Origin of the sequence: Sulfitobacter sp. CW3 (genome assembly GCF_019392245.1) — a bacterium.
In the GTDB taxonomy this organism is placed as follows: Bacteria; Pseudomonadota; Alphaproteobacteria; order Rhodobacterales; family Rhodobacteraceae; genus Sulfitobacter.
In genome coordinates this window covers 140,583-156,335 of the sequence record NZ_JAHXRL010000006.1, presented here as the reverse complement: position 1 = coordinate 156,335, position 15,753 = coordinate 140,583, and the positions used below count along the sequence as shown (strand labels likewise).

The 15,753-nt window shown below is 56.0% G+C and carries 15 protein-coding genes; 6 read left to right on the top strand and 9 right to left on the bottom strand.

Translation table 11 applies throughout. The annotated features are described in order from the left end of the window. Positions 1-191: 191 nt before the first annotated feature. Positions 192-1,205 (bottom strand): hypothetical protein, encoded by a 1,014-nt coding sequence (locus KZZ06_RS14795; protein WP_219580888.1) that lies wholly within the window; start codon positions 1,203-1,205, stop codon positions 192-194. A gap of 377 nt (positions 1,206-1,582) precedes the next feature. Here KZZ06_RS14795 and KZZ06_RS14790 point away from each other — a divergent pair, with 377 nt between their 5' ends. After that, complete coding sequence (locus KZZ06_RS14790; protein WP_219580887.1) at positions 1,583-3,187, top strand: FAD/NAD(P)-binding protein; 1,605 nt, start codon at positions 1,583-1,585, stop codon at positions 3,185-3,187. On the opposite strand, the gene KZZ06_RS14785 is transcribed toward KZZ06_RS14790, so the two are convergent. From KZZ06_RS14785 to KZZ06_RS14765, 5 genes are all read right to left on the bottom strand, one after another. Then, a complete protein-coding gene (locus KZZ06_RS14785) occupies positions 3,149-4,231 on the bottom strand; it encodes a GGDEF domain-containing protein (protein ID WP_257884376.1) in 1,083 nt (360 codons plus the stop codon). The two genes, KZZ06_RS14790 and KZZ06_RS14785, sit on opposite strands and share 39 nt — an antisense overlap. Beyond that, positions 4,228-4,815 carry a heme NO-binding domain-containing protein gene (locus tag KZZ06_RS14780; RefSeq protein WP_219580886.1) on the bottom strand — a complete coding sequence of 196 codons (588 nt, stop codon included), beginning with the start codon at positions 4,813-4,815 and terminating at the stop codon, positions 4,228-4,230. The genes KZZ06_RS14785 and KZZ06_RS14780 overlap by 4 nt, the downstream gene beginning before the upstream one ends. 145 nt (positions 4,816-4,960) lie before the next feature. Then, positions 4,961-6,523, bottom strand: a complete 1,563-nt coding sequence (locus tag KZZ06_RS14775) for a trimethylamine methyltransferase family protein (RefSeq protein WP_219580885.1) — start codon at positions 6,521-6,523, stop codon at positions 4,961-4,963. Positions 6,524-6,619: 96 nt separating this feature from the next. Continuing rightward, positions 6,620-7,330, bottom strand: coding sequence for an HAD family hydrolase (locus tag KZZ06_RS14770; RefSeq protein WP_219580884.1), 711 nt, complete (start codon positions 7,328-7,330; stop codon positions 6,620-6,622). Then, positions 7,327-7,608: a DUF3572 domain-containing protein gene (locus tag KZZ06_RS14765; RefSeq protein ID WP_219580883.1), complete on the bottom strand. Its 282-nt coding sequence runs from the start codon at positions 7,606-7,608 to the stop codon at positions 7,327-7,329. Before KZZ06_RS14765 ends, KZZ06_RS14770 begins: the two co-directional genes overlap by 4 nt. A gap of 112 nt (positions 7,609-7,720) precedes the next feature. Here KZZ06_RS14765 and KZZ06_RS14760 point away from each other — a divergent pair, with 112 nt between their 5' ends. After that, positions 7,721-9,115 (top strand): diguanylate cyclase, encoded by a 1,395-nt coding sequence (locus tag KZZ06_RS14760; protein WP_219580882.1) that lies wholly within the window; start codon positions 7,721-7,723, stop codon positions 9,113-9,115. Between the two features lie 112 nt (positions 9,116-9,227). After that, positions 9,228-10,208 carry a DMT family transporter gene (locus KZZ06_RS14755; RefSeq protein ID WP_219580881.1) on the top strand — a complete coding sequence of 327 codons (981 nt, stop codon included), beginning with the start codon at positions 9,228-9,230 and terminating at the stop codon, positions 10,206-10,208. Here KZZ06_RS14755 and KZZ06_RS14750 read toward each other — a convergent pair. Next, the gene (locus KZZ06_RS14750; protein ID WP_219580880.1) at positions 10,090-10,782 is read right to left on the bottom strand and encodes a thiamine diphosphokinase; all 693 of its coding nucleotides are present in this window, start codon (positions 10,780-10,782) and stop codon (positions 10,090-10,092) included. The genes KZZ06_RS14755 and KZZ06_RS14750 overlap by 119 nt on opposite strands. 139 nt (positions 10,783-10,921) lie before the next feature. Here KZZ06_RS14750 and KZZ06_RS14745 point away from each other — a divergent pair, with 139 nt between their 5' ends. Further along, positions 10,922-12,931 (top strand): hypothetical protein, encoded by a 2,010-nt coding sequence (locus tag KZZ06_RS14745; RefSeq protein ID WP_219580879.1) that lies wholly within the window; start codon positions 10,922-10,924, stop codon positions 12,929-12,931. A 59-nt stretch (positions 12,932-12,990) separates the two neighbouring features. Here KZZ06_RS14745 and KZZ06_RS14740 read toward each other — a convergent pair whose 3' ends face one another. Together KZZ06_RS14740 and KZZ06_RS14735 are read right to left on the bottom strand one after the other, a co-directional pair. After that, the gene (locus KZZ06_RS14740; RefSeq protein WP_219580878.1) at positions 12,991-13,215 is read right to left on the bottom strand and encodes a DUF2842 domain-containing protein; all 225 of its coding nucleotides are present in this window, start codon (positions 13,213-13,215) and stop codon (positions 12,991-12,993) included. A 61-nt stretch (positions 13,216-13,276) separates the two neighbouring features. After that, positions 13,277-14,569 (bottom strand): adenylosuccinate synthase, encoded by a 1,293-nt coding sequence (locus KZZ06_RS14735; protein WP_219580877.1) that lies wholly within the window; start codon positions 14,567-14,569, stop codon positions 13,277-13,279. Between the two features lie 194 nt (positions 14,570-14,763). On the opposite strand from KZZ06_RS14735, the gene KZZ06_RS14730 reads away from it, so the two are divergent. Next, positions 14,764-15,159, top strand: coding sequence for a DUF6524 family protein (locus tag KZZ06_RS14730; protein WP_219580876.1), 396 nt, complete (start codon positions 14,764-14,766; stop codon positions 15,157-15,159). Positions 15,160-15,323: 164 nt separating this feature from the next. After that, on the top strand, positions 15,324-15,683 hold the full coding sequence (gene secG / locus KZZ06_RS14725) for a preprotein translocase subunit SecG (protein ID WP_219580875.1): 360 nt from the start codon (positions 15,324-15,326) through the stop codon (positions 15,681-15,683). Positions 15,684-15,753: the final 70 nt, after the last annotated feature.

Here is a 15,753-nt window from a genome sequence, read left to right as displayed (position 1 = left end):
TCAGGTGTCCCACGGTTTTCATGACGTGGGAAACCTTGTGCCTGCGCGGCTTGCTCACCTCGTTCAACACGAAATCTCGCCAGGTGAGCGGCCGTTTCGATATCCCGGCGGGTCTTTGTAAACGAGATGCGCAATTGGTTTTGATGCGCACCACAGTATCGATATGCAGGCAACCCAGATGCGCAGGCCGTTCACTCGATCGATTTAATCAGCGTCTCCACATCAGTCATTGTTGAATAAAAGACATGCTGCTTGCCGTATTTTTGGTTATATTCAGCCAATGGCAAACTCTCCACGCTGGTGGCTGAGAACGCGCCCTCGGTCTCATAAGCCCGCCCCAAAGATGCATATGCGCTTAGCACTGCCTTTGTCTCGGGCGACAGCTTCTTCAGGTCATCAACGCTACCGTCCAGTTTTGCTTGCAGCGCCGCACTAAACTTAAGTCCCGAGAAATACAGCAGATGCTCTGCCCCCAAGGTGTAGGTCGCGATTTTGGCAGACTTGGGATATTGCCTAAGTAAATCAGGCGCATCACTCAGCCCGATACGCAGATTTGCGACCGTCAGGCCACCCACAATCACACGCCCGGATTCTTCGCTCTCTGCTGCCGCGCTGCCCGACAATGTTGACCCAAGAGAGCCGTCGCCGCCAAACTTATCCTTGCCGCCCCACCGGAAAATAAAGAAGTTATTGGCCCTAAGCTTGCTATCAACCAGCTCAACCTGCGTCTTGATGGCTTTCGCTTTTTTCTCAACGTCGGCCTTCTCTTGCGGTGTCGCGTCCTCTTTGGTCGTGGCATCCGTCAACGCGAGCTGAACAATATCCACCTGCAATTTCGTCAGCGCATCGCGGATCGCTTTCAGCGTATTAGCATCCCCGCTAAAGGCAAACGACCGGACCGACACTTCCGTCCTGCCTGTAGGACTGAAACATAAAAAACCGCTGGCTGGACGATGGCCGCTGGCAAGGCAGGTATCCCCCGGGCCGTTGACCGGAAGCAAACCGTTGGACACAAGGAACCGTGTCTGGCTTGGATAGTTCAAATTCACCGGCTTTCGATAGATGCCATCAAAACCGGTGCTGGACGTCATTCCGTCAAGCGTATTAACGCTTTGCACATCACCGCATCCAGCCAATAAAGTTGCTGCGGAAACACCCAGCATAATAAAGGTTTTGTTAAGTTTCTTCACATGTTCAAAAAACATTAATTTTCCTTTCATCCTAAAATTTCCGTGAAATAGCCCCCCTTTACAGCTTCTAACTGTTTTGAAATTCGGTCAAGCCACCCCTGAAATGGGCGCAATCGACGGGGCATCGGCCCCGTGAGACGTGCGCATTTCCCGTTTCCGGTTGGTCGCGGCCCCGCCTGTTAGCGAATGATTTTCCTGGCTCGATTGCATGCACCTTGCGGAACTTTTTGCGGCCTGAATTGTTTTACGACAGCTGAGGAGCGGCATGGGCAGACCGCTACTATGCTTAACAGGCTGTGCGGTTGTCTTGATCCACACAGATGGTTTCAACGTCGGGGGTGGGCACGGATGCACCTCACCAAATGAAGGCGCATAATGTGGACGGTTCAAACATGAGTGTTACGCAAAAGATCGCAATCGTTGGCGCGGGGCCAATGGCGATCTACACCGCCAAAGGTCTGCTGCATGGCGACGTTCCCATCGAATTAACCATCTTTGACGCCACCGATCAGATCGGCTGTGGCATTCCATACCGCGCGGGAATGAACGCGGATTACATGTATTGTAACGCCTTTAGTCGGGAAATTCCGTCGATTACCCAGCCGCTTGTGTCGTGGCTGCATGATCAGGACGACGCATTTCTAAACGCGTGGAATATTGCGCGTGAAGACATCGACGCACGCGATTTCTATCCACGCGTCCTGCTTGGCGAATATATGAAGTCGGAGTTTAATCAGTTGTGTGAAGCGGGTCGAAACGCCGGCCACATCCTGCGCATTTTGCCGAACCACAACGTAATCGATGTTATTCCAACAGAAAGCACCATCCAGGTCGACGTTTTGACACCGGATGGGCGGTCATCTTTTCCGTTCGACCAGGTGGTATTGGCGACGGGGCATGACTGGCCCGCTTCGCCCAAACTTGGGCAGGCCGATCTGGTGTCACCTTGGCCTTATACGAATATTACCGACCTGCCTGCGGGTCAGATCGGGGTGCTGGGGTCATCCTTGTCGGCGATTGATGTGATCGTAGCGTTGGGCAAAGAACACGGCACATTCATCGAAGAAGGTGGGAAAGTCAGCTGGATCAGCAACCCGGAGCGGGAAGCGCTGTCCATCACAATGGTGTCGCATAAGGGTATCATGCCCGAACCTGACTTTTACTATCCCTACCCCTACGAAAGGCTGAAACACGTAAACCCCGAGGCGATTTCAGCCGAAATGGACAAAGGCACGGACGGGCTGCTTGAACGGGTTTTCGCATTGCTTCTGTCCGAACTGAACGACGCGGCACCTGAGTATATGGAAAGTCTGGGCCCCGATGCGCAATCGATTGACGGATTTTCCGAAGCCTATTTCAGACATCGTGAAACCGTCGGCGGACTGCGCGCTTTGCGTGAAACCTTGACTGCCGCGATCAAATCCAAAGAGGATAAAGAAACACAACACCACCGCTATGCCCTTTTGCGCGGGCACGAGAATTTCGAGATGATCCAAGAGCATCTAAGCGACGAGGGTTGGAAAACCTTTAACGAAAAACTGATGCCGGTCTTTGGGGATTGTTACGCTGCGATCCCCCATATCTCGGTCCGGCGCGTGTTGGCATTATACGATGCCGGAGTGCTACAAATTATCCCGACCGGCGCGGATTCATCATTCAAAAACAACGCAGCGGGCGGTGTCGTGGTCAAGACGATTGATGGCGAGATCGAATTCGAAGCCTTGATAGACGCGCGTGGGCAGGCAGCGGCTGTGCTATCTGAACTGCCGTTTCCAAATTTGGTCAGCCGGTTGGCCGACACCAAAGATGATCTGACCGAACCGTTCAAGCTTGACCTGTCTACCCAGACCACGGGGGCCGTTTATTGCCTGTCGATGCCGCAGGTTTTGCAACTGCACCCGTTTTCTCAGGGCCTGCCCAACTGCGACGAACTTGGCCGCGTCGTATCAAAGGATATTCTAGAACGAATCGAAGTTGACGCGCCTGGCCGATCGTAGCCGGATGGGTGTCGGTTTAGGATTTGAAACCTCCCAGGTGGATTGGGCGTCACTATCCGCATTTTGATCCGTGTCTTCGAAGAGCGTTTGGCACGAGCGACCGGAATTTTTCGATTGGTACAGGGCCATATCGGCGTCTGATAGAATGTCTTTGGCATTCATCATGTGGCCTTCTTTAACCCAGACAGTACCGATACTTGCGGAAACATTGCAGGCGTTGCCCTGAAAGTTTATCGGCTTCTGAAGCCGCTCAATAACTCGGTCCCCAATAGACAAAAGCATCTGTTCTGACGCGACATTGGGCAAGATCAACGTAAATTCATCCCCGCCTACTCTGGCGACGGTGTCGGCGTTTCTTGTTTCCTCGACCATGATTTGCGCGACGGCTTGCAAAACATGATCCCCGGCGGCATGGCCATATGTGTCATTGACGGCCTTAAAGAAATCCAGATCAATTTGCATGACGGCGAAACTGGCCCCTGTGCTGACAAGGCGCGCAAGCACGTGATCCAATGCGCGCCGGTTTTTTAGACCCGTCAGCGTGTCGGTAAACGCCTGTTCTTCGGCTGCAATTTTCGCCCCTTGCAGACGCAGGTTCAGTTGGCGTGACGCGTCCATCGCGGCGGACTTCGCCTCGATCAGATACAGCATTTCAATGGCAAGGTCGGTCGCTGCAAAATCCGCGTTGCTCAGCGCATAGGTTCGAACGCCATCAAGGATCGAAATCCCAAAAGACAGGTTGATCACCACTTTGCCGTTATCGGCGTCGTAGGGCACCAACACGGCCTTAAGATCGCTGTCCGGCTCGTCCAGCAACGAGATATGCAGCTTGCTGCCCGCCCTTTTCCTAAGCCCCTCGATGTTGCGGATACCCTTGGGACGTTTGACCGCAAACCGTTCAAAAAAGCTGTACCCGACCAAACTGTCAGGCGGGCAGATTTTTTGCACGGTCGGCCCGGCGTGGCTGATCGTACCGTCTTTTTCGACCAACACATGCATGGGGCACAGCACGTCCATCATCGCGTTCATCTGCGCATTATTCATCCGACACGCGCCCCAAGGTCAAACTGCCGCCCTTGGGCAAAATCCTTGTCTACCAGTGTGATGAATACCTTTTCGATGCCGTTTTTGCCCGTCTCGTGATCCAGCAAAACCAACGCGCCATAATCATCTGCAATCACACGCAGCATACCCACGAAGACAAAGCCGAACCCAGACACCGCGCTGCGGCAGTGCAGTTCAAAACACCCGCTGGCGCGTTCATCCATTTCCAGTTCCGGCAGATCGAGGTCAGCGACCGCCAGCCTTGCCCGATCGGGCAGATCATCCAAAGACAGCAAGAACTCCTCGAAGGTGACACCGCCAAACCGGAGCAGACGCCGCACCCCTTCCAGTTTCGGGGTCGAGACAAGATAGGTACCGATGTCTTCCAGCAGGTCGTCCCTTGGCCGTCCCGTGACCAGCGACAACGCATCAATAAGGCGTGTCGTTACATCATCCTCATAGGTCATCATCGCCTCGATTTCGGTAAAACCCAAATCAGCGCTGCCGGTCACCTGGCCCCAGACGTCGTGCCCAAACGTGTCACAGACATAATTCTGGACACTGCGATTAATAAGTCCGTGCATCTGAACCCTTCCGATTGATCAAAAGGACCATCGGAAAAGACCATTAATATTTGGCAAAAACCGGTCCCATTACACATGCCCCGCGCCCTTCCAAATACATTGCAATTAGCGATAAATTTCGACGAAACCGCGCCAGATAGGGAATTCAGAAATCCGTCGGTGCCCCACCTTCGGCTTTGCGACGGGCGACAAAATCAGCAAGTTCGTCGTGAATGGCACTGTCCATTGGTGGCGCTTCAAAATTGGCGACGATCTCTTTGAACATGATGTGCGCGCGCTCGGGCGTCCAAACGGCACCTGCGGCCTCCCATCCTTCGTAGTTTTTCCAATCACTTAGAAACGGTTGATAGAACGCGTCGGTATAGCGGTCTTGGGTATGTTGAATGCCAAAGAAATGCCCCTGATTGCCGACAGATTTAATCGCGTCCAAGGCAACTTCGTCCGGCCCCGTCGCGCAAATCGCCGGATCCATATAGCGTTGTATTTGCTGAAGAACCTCGCAATCCATGATGAACTTCTCTGGCGATGCGATTAGCCCGCCCTCGAGCCAGCCAGCCGCGTGATAGACCATGTTGGTGCCCGATTGCACGGCGGCCCACAGGCTGTTGGAGGTTTCCCACATCGCTTGGCCGTCAGGCACATTGGCCGCACAGACGCCTGATGATCGCATCGGCAGGTTATAGAAGCGGCACAATTGTCCGGTCATCTGGGTCGCGCGCATATATTCAGGCGTCCCAAAGGCGGGCGCGCCGGTTTTCATATCCACATTCGATGTGAACGTGCCGATCGCGCATGGCGCACCGGGGTTGATGATCTGCGCCAAAACCACGGCGCACAGTGCCTCGGCCAGCGATTGCGCCACGGCACCTGCCATTGTCACGGGTGCCATCGCACCGGCCAGCGTAAAGGGTGTCACGACCAACCCCTGCCCGCGCCGCGCCAGCCGCATCCAGCCGTCCAACATCGGAATGTCGTGTTTAAGCGGCGAGGTCGAATTGATGTTGGTATACATACGCGGGGTGGCGTCGAATTCTTCGTGGGTCAAACCGCCCGCGATGCGCACCATCTCCATCACGTCTTCGACACGTTCCTTGCCCAGACTATAGGCATGCATGACTTTGTCGGTCAGCGTCAGCTTGTCGTAAAGCACATCCAAATGGCGGACAGAGGCATGGATATCGACGGGTTCCACCGGATAGCCGCCCGCGAAGTGGATACAGTTGAAATACTGCGTCAGCTTCAGCAAATCCTGACACATGGCGCGGGTCCCGGGGACCTTGGTGCCAATCGACATGTCCCAGTAGTTTGGCGGCGATGACACGTTGCCGAACAGCAAATGTTTGCCGCCCATGGTGATCTGGCGGTCGGGGTTGCGCGGTGTGATGGTGAATTGCGACGGCGCTTTGCCGATCCATTCCATCACGAAATCACGCCCCATACGGACGTTTTCACCGTTCACCGTACAGCCCGCTTTGCGCAATATCTCAAGCGCCTCATGGTTCAGGAATTCGATCCCGATCTCTTCGAGGATGCGCATGGCACCGTCATGGATCGCCTCTACCCCCTCGGGGGTGAGCGGTTCGGTGGGGCGGTCTATATTGATCGGTGGATTCCATGGCATCTGTTCGATCACAGATGTGCCGCGCCGCGTCTTGGCACCCGCACGCCCACCGCTGCGTGTTCTGCGTTTTTGATCGGTGTCTGGCATGTGAACCTCCTGAAAGTCTAACTCAGAAGGCATCATCCCCGCGACCGGATCGTTTCCATTACCGACGGTAAATGTCGTTTTTCGCGCCCGAGCGGCCTAGCCGCGCTGTGCGTTCCAACCGTCAAGCCAATCTGGCAGATGGCTGATGTCTGGCAAAACCACATCGGCAAAAGGTGCCAGATCATCGGCTGAGGCCATCCCGGTCAGCACAGCAACACGCAGCATGCCCGCCGCTTTGGCTGCCAACAGATCATGGGTGCTGTCGCCGATCATGGCGATTGTCGCGGGGTCCAGCGCCACATGCTGCGCGAAACCGATCAACTGCCCCGGCTCTGGTTTCCCGCCAAACCCACTGTCGAAACCGGCGACAAAATCGAACAGATGCGTGGCACCTGCGCTGTCCAAATGCGCCAAGGCAGGTTCTTCGGCGTCATTTGTCGCCACGCCCAGATGCAGCCCCCGCGCCTTAAGCGCCGTCAGGAACGGTACCAAAGGGGTCACTTCTATTTGGGGGGCGCTGCCGGCCTCTTCGTTGATCAGGTCGATCAACGCCTCTTGCGAGTATTCGGGAAAATATTGATCCAGCACCATAACGACGTCTTTGGGTGTGCCCGCAATCACCACGCTGTCAGCGGAGAAGCTTTTGGCACCATAGTCAAACCCGATTGCAGCACCGATTGTCGTCGCACGAGGGATGTCTTCGTTGGTCAATCGGGTCAGAAACGCATGGGCCCATGCCTCCCAGGTGGTGGCGAAATCGAACAGCGTGCCATCCTTGTCGAAAAGAATTCCTTTGATCACTGTCATGTCCAATTCACCTGTTCCCCGCCGGGCAATGCCTGCCGGGCCTGCATTACGCTTTCATAGGGTGCCCGAATGGTATCGCAAAACGCAATCACCCACGCATCATCCATCATCAGAAAATCAAGAACAGCGCCCAGAAACCCCGGATCAGCGGCCTGTGCGCGCAGATCATCGGCACCGACCCCGCTGGCATCCATAAACACTGGCAGCAAGTCTTCGTTGGCCACCAACCATGCCAACGCTTGCAACCCCAAGGCTTCGGCAGCTTCCTGCTTACGCATTCACATTTCCCCATCGTGAAATTTCTTGGCAACGCTTTTTTAACCAATTCGGTCAACAAGTGAGCCCATATTCTTATGGTTTTGGTCTATTTTTCGCGGGAAAGGAAGACAAATGCTGGGCAAGATCCTCATCGTTGATCCAATCGCTACGAATAGAATTATGCTGAAAACCAAGCTGGGGCCGGCATTCTATGATGTGCGGCAGGCAACCTCTGTTGCAGATGCATTGGATCAAGCCAAGCAAGATCCGCCCGACCTTGTGATCACCGCATTTCAGCTCACTGATGCTGATGCGACGGCCATGCTTGACGGGCTTGCCCGCGGCCAAAGCCGCCGCCGTATCCCTGTCATTGCCATTGGCGAAAACGAAAGCGCGGCCCTGCGCCAGTTATTCCTGTCGCGCGGCGCACGCGATGTATTGGTCAAACCCCTTGCAGATTCCCTGCTGCTTAGCCGAGTAAGAAGCCTGATCCGGCTGTACCATGCGAACGAAGAATGGCACGTCCGCGCGGAAACCAGCCGTGTGTTTGGCCTTTCCGATCCCCCGGCACGGTTTCAGGCGGCAGGCCATGTTCAGTTGGTCGGGTCGGATAAGGGCCTGAACCATATCTGGGCAGGTCAGTTGCGCCGCGACACGCCACATAAAATTTCACTCGCAGCCCCCGAGGATGCCATGAAAGGGTTGTCGGGCGATGGGATACCTGATGTTTTCGTCCTTGTACTGACACGTGATCCCGCTGCGGTTACCCGCCAGATGCACCTGATTTCCTCGATCCGCTCTAATGCGCGCACGCGTTATTGCGGTATTATTGTTGTGCAAACCACGGCGGACCCGGATGTCGCGGCAAATGCACTTGATATGGGCGCGGATGATTTGATGCCGCAGGGCTTCAACCTAGAAGAACTGCACCTGCGCCTGACCGCGTTACTGGAACGCAAGACGCAAATCGACCGCATTCGGGCCAGCGTTGATCTGGGCCTGCGCGAGGCGATATTTGACCCGCTCACGGGCCTTTACAACCGGCGTTATGGCCTGGCCGAGATGACCCGCCAAACCAGCGAGGCAAAATCGGATGATCTGCCGTTTGCGGTGATGATGGCGGATATGGATCACTTTAAGCGGATCAACGATCAATATGGCCATGCCAAGGGGGATGCCGTGCTGGTTGAAACTGCGCGCCGTCTGCGGTCACATCTGCGCCCCCGCGATATGGTCGCGCGGATGGGCGGCGAAGAATTCTTGTTGTTATTGCCCGCGACTTGGGAATCCACCGCCACGGCCGTGGCCAACCGGTTGTGCAAGACATTTGAACATACCCCGTTCGTGATCCCTGGCATTGCCGAACCCTTTACCGTTACGATCAGCATCGGTTTGTGCATGATCTCTCGTGCTGATCTGACGGGGTGTGACATTTCATTGTCCGCAATTGATTGGGCAGACAAGGCACTGTACGCTGCAAAGAACAAAGGGCGAAACCGCGTTTTGCTGGGGCGGCCCGCTGCCTAGTTTTTTCGCCATATGACCGGCACGCCAAGTTTTATGTGAAGTAATACCTTGAAATCCCACTCGAAGTCGGGATTATTCACCTTTAAGTTGTTTGTACTATTTGGAATACCCCATGACCGATAGCGATAGACCCTTGGTTGGGATTATGCTGATGCTTGGCTTTTGCATCGTAGCCCCGATCGGCGATGCCGTGGCGAAACTGCTGGGCAGCTCTGTGCCGCTTGCGCAGGTGGTTTTGGTGCGATTTGCCGTTCAGGTGATCTTGCTCATGCCCATTGTGTATCTGACCAAACGCACATGGCGTATGTCCGGCATGACGCTTTGGCTGACCTTCCTGCGGACCGTGCTGCATATCTTGGGCATTGCGGCCATGTTTACGGCGTTGATCTATCTGCCCCTCGCCGATGCGGTCGCGATTGCGTTCGTGATGCCCTTCTTCATGCTGATCCTTGGCAAATATGTTTTGGCAGAAGAGGTCGGCAGCAGACGGCTTATGGCCTGCATCGTCGGGTTCGTGGGGACATTGTTCGTGGTACAGCCCAGTTTTGCCGAGGTCGGCTGGCCCGCGCTTTTGCCGGTATTCGTGGCCGCGAATTTTTCGGTCTTTATGCTGGTCACCCGCAAGATCGCCAAACAGACAGACCCGATTGGCCTACAAACCGTGAGTGGTGCCATGGCCGTTGCGTTGATGCTTCCGCTGGTCTGGATCGGGCCCAAGCTGAACATCACAGCCCTTGAAATGATCAGCCCCGGCTTGGCCGAGTGGTCGCTTTTGCTGGCGCTCGGTCTGCTGGGCAGCTTGGCGCACCTGCTGATGACATGGTCGTTGCGCTATGCGCCGTCGGCGACGCTTGCCCCCATGCAATATCTGGAAATACCATTTGCCACCATGATCGGCTTTCTGGTCTTTAACGATCTGCCCGATCCACTTGCCACAGTCGGCATCGTGATCACCATCAGCGCGGGCCTGTATATTATCCTGCGCGAGGGGGCCATCCAGCGGCGGCGGCAGACACAATCGCGTGGGCAGCCGGCTGAAGAAGTCGGCGTGGCAGTACCAGCACCGCATTCGGCGCTGACATCTCAAGCGTGATATGCCCTGTCGCGCGGTTCGACGTGCCGACTTTAGACAAAGTATCAAACGCAAGACCTTCGATTGGCCACTCAAGCCCCTGACTGCGTCCCGTCACCGGACCAAGCGGAAAGATCGAAACCACATCGCCCGGTTCTGCGGGCAGCGCGATTGCCGGGGGCGCAATCAACACAATTTCGGTCTGCGCAATCAGGATACAGGGGCGGTCGGCGTGCAGCGCCAAGACGTGCAACGCGTGCATCTGGTGATCAATGCGCCCGCCCAGAAAGCCAAGGCCAATAACCAGTGGGGCCTCTATATAGCGTAGGGCCTTGTCAAAATCGGTGGTTTCCTGTTCACTTACTATAATTTGCCGGTCTTGGGGGATCTGCGAAAGAGTATCTGCCGAGATGGAATCCATATCACCGATTACGGCCCTAAGCGGCACATTCGCGCGCCGGGCCAGCTCTGCTCCACTATCGGCGGCAACACATATCGGCGCGATATTTAATGCCTCTGTAAGCTGCGAGACCTCAGCATCACCACCACCTATAAGGGTAATTGGATCAGAACTGGATACAATGTGGCGTTTCAATGTCTTTTTACCCCCTTTTGGGAAACCTAGTCACAATGATGACACCAAATGATACCCAGCGCGGCACAGATTCGGACCGCTTTAGTCTTGAACGTCATGGTAAACAGTAAGCTGCAAAACGGCAGAGGACGAGCATCAGATGATGAATAACAACAAAATTCTGACGGTCTCATACGGCACATTTTCGTGTACGTTAGAGGGTTTCGAAGATTCATTCGGCACAATGAAGGCCATCGCAGAGTACTTTCGCGACTTGGCGTCAGAGGACCGGTACTTCGGTGCAGAACCTCCTCAGCCTGACGCAGAAATGCTGGCCCATATCGCCCAGAAAGAAATGTCGCGCAAAGTTGTCGGCTATCAGCAAGACGGCCAGATCGTCCTGAAAGCCCGCGAGGACACTGCCGCGCCCGTGGAACAGTCTGCCCCTGATGCGCAACCGTCCCCCGCTATGGACAACACATCTTACGTCGCCACGTCTTTTGCGCCGCGCCGCGCGACCGAACTTTCGGGATATTACGATGCGTACAAGCTGCATACCCTGCCAGAATCCGCCCCCGAGAGCGACCTGACAGCCCAAGAGCAGCCCCAGATCGATCTGGCCGAGGTCGACATCGTTCCCGGTCAGCAAGACGATGAGATCAAGGCATTCTTTGACGAACAATCCGACGCGACCGCTGCGGATGCACCTGCAAGCGCGCCCACCAAGGCATCGCAAAACAGCAGCATCGCTGCCAAATTGCAGCGCATCCGGTCTGTCGTCTCCCGTCAGGATGTAGATACGGCAGATGCCGACTATACCGAAGACGAACATGCCGACGAAAACCCCGCCCGCACGTCCGTGAGCAACGGTTTTGTCGCAGATGCGATCAACGATATCGAAACCGCTCTGGTTGCCGATGATGCCGTTGAAACCGAAAGCTCTGATACGGACGAGGGTGCAGCCAGCGTGCAGCAGAACCGTCTTCTTGCGGAAACCGGAACCGATGACCTGCCCACACAAGACATTGCCCGTGACGAAGATTTTGCGATCGACGACAGCAGTGCCGAAGAAGACGTGGCCGCCGAAAACCTGTTCGAGAGCCAAGAGACGCAGGCACCCGTTGCAGCCGCAGAACCGTCCACCGCGCCACGCGGCCGTGTGGTCAAGGTAAAGCGCGCCGATCTGACCAATGCTATCGCCCGTGGCAATCTGGAAGAATACACCGAAGACGACAATGCAGCCGCGGCCAATCAGCCCGACAGCATGGAAGAACGCCTGCCTGAAACCGTCGTTAACACCCCCAGCCGTTCCTCCCTGTCTGCCGAAGAAGAGGACGAACTGGCCCGCGAACTGGCCGAAGTCGAAGCCGATTTCGCGGATGACGATGCCGTCGTGGATACAGCAGAAGATGACGCAGCAGCGGAAGCCGCTGACGACGTAGCCGTGGCAGAAAAAGAGCTGGATGCCGAACCACGCCGCACGTTGCCATCGCTGGGTGACGGACAAGGCGCTGACATGAGCCGCCTTTTGGCCGAAACCGACAACCAAATGGACGATCCAGAAGGCACAGTGCGCCGCGACGCCATTGCCCATCTGCGGGCTGCCGTTGCCGCCAAAAAAGCCGACATGGCTATGGGAAACACCGACACGGGCCAAGACGATGGCACAGCATACCGCAGCGATCTGGCCGAGGTGGTTAAACCGCGCCGCCCCGCCAGCAGCGCCGCCCGTACAGACCGCCCATCCGAACCACGCCCCGCCCCGTTGAAACTGGTGGCAGAGCAGCGGATCGACATCAATTATGTCAAACCGACCACAGACCCGGTGCGCCCGCGCCGTGTGGCCGCCGTGGTCCCGACACCAGCCACCACTGCACCGGTTGATGGTGGGTTTACCGAATTCGCATCCGACATGGGTGCCGAAACACTATCCGAGCTGTTGGAAGCCGCTGCCGCCTACCTGTCCTTTGTCGAAGGGGTTGATCAGTTCTCAAGACCACAGCTGATGCAAACTCTGCGTCAGGTAGAGCAAAGCGACTTTAGCCGTGAAGAGGGCCTGCGCGCCTTTGGGCAGCTGCTGCGCTCCGGTAAGTTGATCAAGCTGGATGGCGGCCGCTTCAAAGCGTCCAACGACATCGGCTATCAACCAGAAGAACGCGCCGTCGGCTAAACACCGCGGCCCCTGCCTGAACTAAAAAACGGCCCCGCATCAGGGGCCGTTTTCTATTTCTAACTGTCGGTATTTTCGGGGTCGGCCTGGCCGATTCCCTTGAACATGAACCTGAACGGTATCGCCCAGACAATGCCAAGGCCCACATAGATCGCAAGTTCGATCCAGAAGGGCGGCCGGTCAAACTGACCGATCACAACAACCGCGGCAATAATATAGGCGGGCAAACCAACCAATAAAATAACCAGCGACCAGCGACGCCGTGCCTTGTAACTCAATGCCATTGCCACTCTCCTGTTGCGCGGCACATCCCGTCAGCGGATGTCGCAGCGCCCAAAGTCAAACCTAATCGGCGAAGGGGTCCGTCACCAAGATCGTGTCTTCGCGCTCGGGCGAGGTGGACAGCAACGCAACCGGACAACCGATCAGCTCTTCAACCCGGCGCACATATTTGATCGCATTAGCAGGCAAATCCGCCCAGCTGCGCGCGCCTTCGGTCGATTCGGACCATCCTGGCATTTCCTCATAAACTGGCGTGCACCGCGCCTGTTGATCTGCCGCTGTTGGCAAATACTCCAGCATAGCGCCGTCCAGTTCATAGCCCGTACAAATCTTGAGCGTCTCAAACCCGTCAAGCACGTCCAGCTTGGTAAAGGCGATTCCGTTCACACCGGATGTTGCACATGTCTGGCGCACAAGAACCGCGTCAAACCAACCACAGCGGCGTTTGCGCCCGGTTACGGTGCCAAATTCATGCCCCCGTTCACCCAACCGCTGACCATCCGCATCATGCAATTCCGCAGGAAACGGGCCTTCGCCAACACGGGTGGTATAGGCTTTGACGATTCCCAAGACGAAATCGATAGATCCCGGCCCGATCCCGGTACCGGTTGCCGCCTGACCCGCAATCACATTCGAGGAGGTCACAAAAGGGTATGTCCCAAAATCAATGTCCAGCAACGCGCCCTGCGCGCCCTCGAACAAGATCCGTTTGCCGGCTTTGCGCTGTTCATTCAGCACTTTCCAAACCGGTGCAGCATATTCCAACACCGATGGCGCGATTTCGCGCAGGGCCGCAAGCAAGGCATCGCGGTCAATCGGCTCAAGACCCAGCCCACGACGCAACGCATCATGATGCACCAACGCCCGGTCTACACGCAGCTCAAGCGTGGCGTCATCAGCCAGATCGGCAACCCGAACCGACCGACGACCGACTTTATCCTCATATGCCGGCCCGATACCGCGACCCGTTGTGCCGATCTTGGCAACGCTGGTCTGGTCTTCTCTGGCGCGGTCAAGTTCACCATGAATGGGCAGGATCAGCGGCGTATTCTCGGCAATCATCAACGTCTCAGGGGTGATCTCCACGCCCTGCTCGCGCAAAATCGCGATCTCTTTGACCAAATGCCATGGATCCAAAACAACACCATTGCCAATGACCGACAGCTTTCCGCCACGCACAATTCCCGATGGCAGCAAGCTCAGCTTAAACACCTTGCCGTCAATGACCAGCGTGTGCCCGGCATTATGCCCGCCCTGAAACCGCGCGATCACATCGGCGCGCTCGCTCAGCCAGTCGACAATTTTGCCTTTTCCTTCATCGCCCCACTGAGCGCCTACGACAACAACATTGGCCATGATGATATTCCTTTAACGGTGCAAACCCGCGTCGGTATAGCCGCGCGCGCACCGAACCGAAACTGCAAAATGACATCTTCGCTTCTCTGGCTCGAAAATATCCTCGCCAACGGCGAAATCTTTTGGAGCACCCATAGACTTTTATGCCTTCGGCGAGGATATTTGAAAGCCAGAGAAGCAGGGGAACAAACTGAATGGGTTTTATCATACGATGGCTGTGCGCCTTGGCCCTGCTTACGGTCAGCTTTAACCCTACGCAGTATAATTACATCACTTGGGTGCGTGATTACGGACACATGAACATGTCCATCGCCGTGCTGCTCGGGCTGCTCTTGTTTATCGGCTACGTAATCTATCTGCGTGCCACGCTGCGCTCTATCGGCGGATTCGGCATGTTTTTGGTTCTCGCGGTTGTTGGCGCAGGCCTTTGGGTACTGTTTGACTATGGCATGCTCAGCTTGGAGAATAAGGATTTCAACGTCTGGCTTGGCCTACTGGCCCTTAGCTTCGTGCTGGGTATCGGTCTCAGCTGGAGCATCGTACGTCGTGCTGTATCAGGCCAAGCCGATATGGATGACGTAGAGGAATAAACACAAACTGAATGGGATAGCGGGCGGGGCGTCTTGGCCGCAGGGCCAAGCGCGCCAAGGCCATCCATCCCATGATCCGCGCCGCGCGGGCCAATCCTTACTTGCCCCCATGGGCAAACATGCCTAGATACCTGCAAAGTTAGAACCAAAGCCCGTAGGTACTCATGGAAAACGTTGTCCTGATCGTCCATCTCATTCTGGCCCTCGGCCTGATTGCCGTTGTCTTGCTACAGCGGTCCGAAGGCGGCGGCCTTGGTATGGGCGGCGGAGGCGGCGGTGCGGTCTCTGGCAGATCCGCCGCAACGGCCATGGGCAAGATCACTTGGGTACTGGCCACGCTTTTCATCATCACTTCAATTACGCTGACCATCATCGCGGCAGAAAAATCCGCAGGATCATCCGTGATTGACCGTCTCGGTGCCACACCGCCCGCGCTAAACGAAGCGCCAGTGCTGCCAGACAGCGACAGCTTGTTGCCACCAACACCGGCAGACAACACGCCGCAGGTTCCAACAGCGGATTAATCCAGTTTCCACAACAGCTTGAGGTCAGGCCAAGATTCGCAACAGGATGTTGCGACTTGGCCTTGCCTTA